Origin of the sequence: Polaromonas sp. CG_9.7, from assembly GCF_015752205.1 — a bacterium.
Taxonomy (GTDB): domain Bacteria; phylum Pseudomonadota; class Gammaproteobacteria; order Burkholderiales; family Burkholderiaceae_C; genus Polaromonas.
Genome location: NZ_JADOVG010000003.1, coordinates 273,708 through 279,832 on the forward strand (window position 1 = coordinate 273,708; position 6,125 = coordinate 279,832).

At 62.0% G+C, this 6,125-nt stretch carries 6 protein-coding genes; all 6 read left to right on the plus strand.

Annotated elements, in window-relative coordinates; translation table 11 throughout:
- Nucleotides 1-53: 53 nt before the first annotated feature.
- Genes IWX87_RS05140 through IWX87_RS05165 form a run of 6 tightly spaced genes read left to right on the plus strand, consistent with a single transcriptional unit; the run spans nucleotide 54 to nucleotide 5,756 of the window.
- On the plus strand, nucleotides 54-509 hold the full coding sequence (locus IWX87_RS05140; protein WP_196862437.1) for a nuclear transport factor 2 family protein: 456 nt from the start codon (nucleotides 54-56) through the stop codon (nucleotides 507-509).
- 35 nt (nucleotides 510-544) lie between these two features.
- A complete protein-coding gene (locus IWX87_RS05145) occupies nucleotides 545-1,699 on the plus strand; it encodes an iron-containing alcohol dehydrogenase family protein (RefSeq protein WP_196862438.1) in 1,155 nt (384 codons plus the stop codon).
- 31 nt (nucleotides 1,700-1,730) lie between these two features.
- Nucleotides 1,731-2,609, plus strand: a complete 879-nt coding sequence (locus IWX87_RS05150; RefSeq protein ID WP_196862439.1) for a TauD/TfdA family dioxygenase — start codon at nucleotides 1,731-1,733, stop codon at nucleotides 2,607-2,609.
- Nucleotides 2,606-3,532, plus strand: a complete 927-nt coding sequence (locus IWX87_RS05155; protein WP_196862440.1) for a fumarylacetoacetate hydrolase family protein — start codon at nucleotides 2,606-2,608, stop codon at nucleotides 3,530-3,532. Before IWX87_RS05150 ends, IWX87_RS05155 begins: the two co-directional genes overlap by 4 nt.
- 54 nt (nucleotides 3,533-3,586) lie before the next feature.
- On the plus strand, nucleotides 3,587-4,570 hold the full coding sequence (locus IWX87_RS05160; RefSeq protein ID WP_196862441.1) for a tripartite tricarboxylate transporter substrate binding protein: 984 nt from the start codon (nucleotides 3,587-3,589) through the stop codon (nucleotides 4,568-4,570).
- A gap of 40 nt (nucleotides 4,571-4,610) precedes the next feature.
- A complete protein-coding gene (locus IWX87_RS05165; RefSeq protein WP_280757699.1) occupies nucleotides 4,611-5,756 on the plus strand; it encodes an alpha-hydroxy acid oxidase in 1,146 nt (381 codons plus the stop codon).
- The last annotated feature ends 369 nt before the right edge of the window (nucleotides 5,757-6,125 follow it).

The following is a 6,125-nucleotide window of genomic DNA, read 5'->3' on the forward strand; positions in this document are numbered from 1 at the left end:
CGCGCAGGCCGTCTCAAGAAAAATTCCCCCGATCCCAAAAGAAAGACATACGAATGACCGTTGACACCGCGACAGCGCTGCCGGGATGCCTGCAGGTGACGCATCAGCTGTTTTATTTTCTCGACGAATCAAGGTACGAGGAGCTGGTTGCGCTGTTCACGCCCGGCGGCACCCTGCACCGCCAGGGAGAGCTTCTGGTCGGACCCCTGGCGATCATGCAGGCAATGTCGAAACGGTCGGCGACGCAGCGCATCCGCCATGTGATCAGCAACGGATTCATCGAATCGCAATCGGCGGACCTGGTCCATCTGGTGGCTTACATGGTGGCTTACCGCTTCGATGACGGTGCGCTGCACACCGGGCCGGTGGACATCAGCCGCCCGCTGCGCCTGTCGGTGGTGCGCGCAGCCCTGCGACAGATTAATGGCGGCTGGAAAATTGAGTCCATGACATTCACGGCGCAATTTGAGTTTGTCAGCGATGCGGTGTCAGCCGATGTCCAGCCATGACAGGCGGGCAGCCGCAAGCCATGCAGACGAGCTTCATGCACCAGTCACTGCGCACGCGGGTGGTGTCCAGGCCGGGCGCCCTGCTCGAACTGGGCCCGGAACTGGCCAGGCTCGGCTGCAAGCGCCCGTTGCTGCTGTCGAGCAACCGCATGGCGTCCAGCCCCTTGTACGCCGGCATCCGCGAATCACTTAGCGAGTTTGAATGTTTCGAGTCCGGTGACATTCCGCCTCACTCCTCCGTATCGACGGTGTCCCGGATTGCCCGGATGGCGCAAGACCACCACGTTGATGCGCTGGTGGCCATCGGGGGCGGCAGCGTGTCGGACACTGCCAAGGCGGTGGCGCTGGTCATGGCAGAAGGCGAGCCGCTGGCGCAGCACGCTTCGCGTTTCCTGCCGCCAGACAGGGTCGTAACGCCCGACCTGGTGCGCTTGAAAGTACCGATTGTTTCCATTCCCATGACCGCTTCTGGCGCCGAAGCGACGCCCTCGCTTGGTATTCGGACAGCGCAAGGCACGAAGCTGCTGTTCTGGGATGCCCAGCTGGCCAGCCGAGTGGTTTTGCTCGACCCGCTGGCCAACCTGGCCACGCCCGCGTCGGTCATGCTGTCGACCGGCATGAATGGCCTGGCCCATTGCATCGAAGGCCTGTACTCCAGGAACCGTTCCCCGATCACCTCGATCCTGGCGCTGGACGGCATCGCACTGTTTGACCAGTCCCTGGGCCATGTGGCGCGCGCACCGGACGCGGTGGACGCACGGGCAGAACTGCTGCTGGCCGCCCACATTTCCGGCATGGTGCTGGCAAGCGCCCGCAGCTGCCTTCATCACGCCATATGCCATGTGTTGGGCGCCACCTTTGGCGTGGCCCACGGAGCGGTCAATTCGGTCATCTTGCCGCATGCGGTGCAGTTCAACGCGTCATTCGCTGCCGGAGAACTGGCGCAGGCAGCCCAGCGGCTGGGCATTGCCGGCGACACGCAGGACGATGGGGCCGCAGCCTTCGTCAACTGGATTCGCGGTGTCCAGCAGAGCACGGGCGTTCCATCGCGGTTAAGAGATCTGGGCATCGCCCGCGAAGGGCTGAAGGCGGCAGCACAAAAAACCATGCATGAACGCGGTCTGGCCTACAACCCGCGCCCGGTCTCGGAGCCGGCAGAAATCGAATCCATCCTGATGGCGGCCTGGTAGTTTAAAACCCCTAATCAACGGAGATATGACGATGAAATTAGTAGCAAGTGGGCAGTCCCTGGGCGCCCGTGTTGAAGACCTCGATTTGTCGAAACCCCTGTCCGATGAAGCATTCAAGCAACTGGAACAGGCGCTTGGAAAGTTTGGCGTTCTGAGCTATCCCGGGCAGAACCTGACCTCCTTGCAACTCAAGAATTTTTCCGAGCGGTTCGGCCGCCTGGAGGTCAACGTGGCCAACCTGTACCAGGAGCCCGGCCTGCCGGAGGTCATGATTCTTTCCAATATGGTGGAAAACGGAAAACCACTGGGGCTGAGCGATGCCGGCCAAGACTGGCACACCGACATGTCCTACAGCAGCATGATTGCTTTCACAAACGTTTTGTACGGCATCGAAATTCCCCACCGGGATGGCGAACCGCTGGGCAACACCGAGTTTTGCAACATGCACGCCGCCTACGACGGCCTGCCCGGGGAACTAAAGACCCGTCTGGCGGGCATGACCATCACCCACGATTTTGCCAAGTTCTGGGACAAAATGCGCCGTGAAAAAGGCAGCAGCCGGCCCGCGCTGACCGACGCGCAACGCAAAGCCAAGCCGCCGGTCACGCACCCGGTTTTCATGACACACCCCATCACCGGGGAAAAAGTGCTGTACGCCAATCCGGGCTATTCGATGCGCATCAATGAACTGCCGCAAGAAGAAAGTGACCGCATCCTGGCGTTTCTGTTTGAACACCAGTTGCAGTCCAAGTACCAGTACCGCCACCGCTGGAGCGTGGGCGACGTGCTGATGTGGGACAACATGGGCACGCTGCACAACGCGGTGGCCGATTACCGGCCCGACGAGCACCGCTACATCAAGCGCTGCCAGGTCATGGCGAACCGGTATTTTGAACAAGCCGCACCGTGAAAATCATCACCTACCGCAAGGATTCTGGCCCGGTGCTGACCGGCGTGGTGGCCGGTGAACAGGTGCTGGACATCACCGCCTGGACGGCCGCTCGGCCGGTCTGCGCCCTCGCGCAGCAACGCCTTGCAGCCGCCGGTGTGGAGGCGGCCAGCGGCGGCATCATGCGCTGGCTGCAGTCGGGCGCGGACGCGATCGAGGCGCTGAACGCGCATGTGCATGCTGCGCTGGCAACCCCGGGCACCCGGTACGACATGCTGCAGGGCGTGCAACTTTTTGCCCCCGTGCCACGGCCCGGAAAAATCATCGGGGTGGGGCGCAACTACGCGGACCATGCGAAGGAAACCGGGGTGGCCCCGTTCGAGTCGCCGCGCATCATCTTCAAGGTTCCGTCCTCGGTGGCGGCCCCCGGTGCATCGGTGCAGCGGCCTGCCGGTGTCAAAAAAATGGATTTCGAAGCCGAGCTGGCTGTCGTGATGGGCGCTTATGGCAAGGACGTGCCGCAAGCGCAAGCGCTGGCGCTGGTGGCGGGCTACACCATCTTGAACGACCTGAGCGCGCGCGAATTCCAGTTCGACGTTTCCCAGGCGCAGACGACGTTCGCCAAAAGCATGGACGGTTTTGCGCCGATGGGCCCGTGGCTGGTGACGCGCGATGAAGTCCCTGATCCGCAGACGCTTGACGTGTCGTGCTGGCTGAACGGCGCCCGGATGCAGCACGGGCATACCGCCGACATGCTGTTTCCAGTGGCCACCCTGATTGCCTACGTTTCCGGGTTCATGACGCTGGAGCCTGGCGACGTCATCACCACAGGAACGCCCGCCGGCATTGGCGCCTTCAGGCAGCCGCCGGTTTACCTGCAGCCGGGCGACCGCCTGCGGTTTGAAGTGACCCGGATCGGTGCCATGGAACACCTGATCAGCTAAAGAGAGCAGTGCCCTTTCGGCATGCACCCATCCCTAAAAAAACGGAGACATCTCATGAAAAAATCGTTCCTCACACTCATTGCAGCCGTTGCCTGCGCCAGCACAACGCTTGTCTACGCGCAAACCGCCGAGTTCCCCACCAAGCCGATTCGTCTGGTGGTCGGGTTTGCTGCAGGGGGGCCCACCGACATCATCGCGCGGGTGCTGGCCAAAGACATGTCGATCCTGTTGGGCCAGACCATCTTCATTGACAACAAGGCAGGCGCCAGCTCGATGATCGCAACCCGGGAAGTGAAAAACGCCGCCCCGGATGGCTACACGCTGCTGTTCTCATCGCTTGGGCTGAACGTCAACCCGATTTTGCTTGGCGAGCAGGCCGGCTACAACCCCAGAACCGATTTCACGCCCATTTCCAATGCCGCGACGCTGCCGCTGGTGGCGGTGCAGGCGTATGACTCGCCCGTCAAGTCCATGGCCGAGCTGCTCAAGACAGCGCAGAGCAAACCGGAAGCGGTGAGTTTCGCCTCGTCGGGCAACGGCGGCTCCGGACACCTTGCCGGCGAGCTTCTGGGGACGCTGGCCAAAGCAAAAATGCTGCATGTTCCCTATAAAGGCAATGGCCCGGCGCTGCTCGAAGTGATGGCCGGCAGGGTTGATTTCATGTTTTATCCGGTGATCGGCCTGGCCGACAACGTAGCGGCCAAGCGCATCAAAATCCTGGCGGTGGGTACCGCGAAAAGGCTCGCCCAGTTCCCCGATGCGCCGACGATGTCGGAAGTCGGTTTTCCCGGCTTTGAAGCGACAGCGCCGTGGGTCGGCATGCTGGCCCCTGCCAAAACGCCCCCCGCCGTGGTGAACCGCCTGAATGACGCCATGGTGAAGGCACTGGCCAAACCCGAGGTGAAGGCGCAGCTGGAAAAGCTGGGCGCTGTCATCGTGGGCGATTCGCCAGCCGAGTTCGCCGCCTACCTCAAGCGCGACTACGACCGTTGGGACCATGTGATCAAGGCCGCCGCCATCAAGGCCGATGTCAACTGAAGCCGACAGCCATTCCTCCGCTTTCAACCTGGACCCTCCTGTGCCCCTGAATGTTTCCAAAGCCTATTCGATCGAAGACCTGCGGCGTGCCGCGCAACGAAGGTTGCCCAAGGCCATTTTCGATTTTTTCGATGGCGGGGCCGAGGATGAGATCACCTTGCGCGACAACCGGGCAGCGTACCAGCGCGTTCGCTTGATGCCAAAGGTGCTGACCGATGTTTCGACGATCGATACGAGCACGGACATTCTGGGCCAGCGGGCCCAATTGCCGATGGCGATTGCCCCGACCGGCGCTGTCGGCTTCGGCTGGCGCGGCGGCGACATTGCCATTGCCCGGGCGGCGGCGGCGGCCGGTATTCCGTACACCCTGTCGAGCACGGCCACCGCATCGATTGAGCAGATCGCCAACGCCGCCCCGGGACGGCTGTGGTTTCAGGCCTACATCCTGCGCAACAAGCCTTTTCTTCAAACGCTCATCGACCGGGCGCAGGCTGCGGATTACGAAGCACTGGTGATCACCGTTGACCTGCCGGTCGGCGGCAAGCGGGAACGGGACTTTCGCAACGATTTTTCGGTTCCGTTTCGCTTCACGCCCAAGAACCTGCTGGACTTTGCCAGGCACCCCGGATGGTTGTCGGACATCGTTCGTTTCGGCATGCCGGTGATGGAAAACCTGATCGGCCTGGAGAGCAAGGCGACCAACGCCACGGCGATTGCCTCGTCGGTGGGCCGCAACTACGACCCGTCCTTCAATTGGGAGGGCCTGCAGAAAATCCGCGATGGCTGGCCCCGCAAGCTCATTGTCAAAGGCATTCTCAGCCCCGACGACGCCTTGCGCGTGGCGGCGATGGGCTGCGACGCGGTGGTGGTGTCCAATCACGGCGGCCGTCAGCTTGATGGCGCAGTGGCCACATTCGATGCATTGCCGGGCGTCGTCAAGGCCATCGATGGCCGCATTCCGGTGCTGCTCGACGGCGGCGTGCGGCGCGGCAGCGATATTTTCAAGGCCCTGGCCATGGGCGCCCAGGGCGTCATGCTGGGACGCGCCACACTCTACGGGGCATCGGCGGCGGGAGAGCCTGGCGCCAGCCGCGCACTGGCTATCTTGAAGGACGAACTGGTCCGGACCATGCAGCTGTGTGGTGTGCGTTCGACGGGGGATGCGAATGCGTCCTTCATGTTCTGATTTCAATTTTCTTTCAATGCCTATGGCTGCCCGTAGCATCGCCGCTACGCCTTCTGTTTGTCCTGGCTTGGTCTGGTCTGATCTGACAGCCTGCCGGTAGCCATGGCTGGTTCGTTTCCTGATCCAGACGGACACCAACAAAACCCGATCTTTGCGGCTCGGCCGCTGGCCCCCCAGTCGCCAGAAACTTGCCAAGGCCTTTAGAGCCGGCGCCTGTCTCGGTCTGTAAACTATTGCGGTGTTCAACTGTCCCGGCTTGTTTTTTGCCCCTTATCAGGCTGCTGAAATACCTCCCAGGTGGTCCACGCCCCCAACCCCTGGGACGTTTTAGCTTGATACCGATTCACTGACCCAGCCAGAGCCCACTTC

Coding starts and splice junctions, on each gene's coding strand:
- IWX87_RS05140 (WP_196862437.1), top strand. CDS start 54: ATGACCGTTGACACCGCGACAGCGCTGCCGGGATGCCTGCAGGTGACG.
- IWX87_RS05145 (WP_196862438.1), top strand. CDS start 545: ATGCACCAGTCACTGCGCACGCGGGTGGTGTCCAGGCCGGGCGCCCTG.
- IWX87_RS05150 (WP_196862439.1), top strand. CDS start 1,731: ATGAAATTAGTAGCAAGTGGGCAGTCCCTGGGCGCCCGTGTTGAAGAC.
- IWX87_RS05160 (WP_196862441.1), top strand. CDS start 3,587: ATGAAAAAATCGTTCCTCACACTCATTGCAGCCGTTGCCTGCGCCAGC.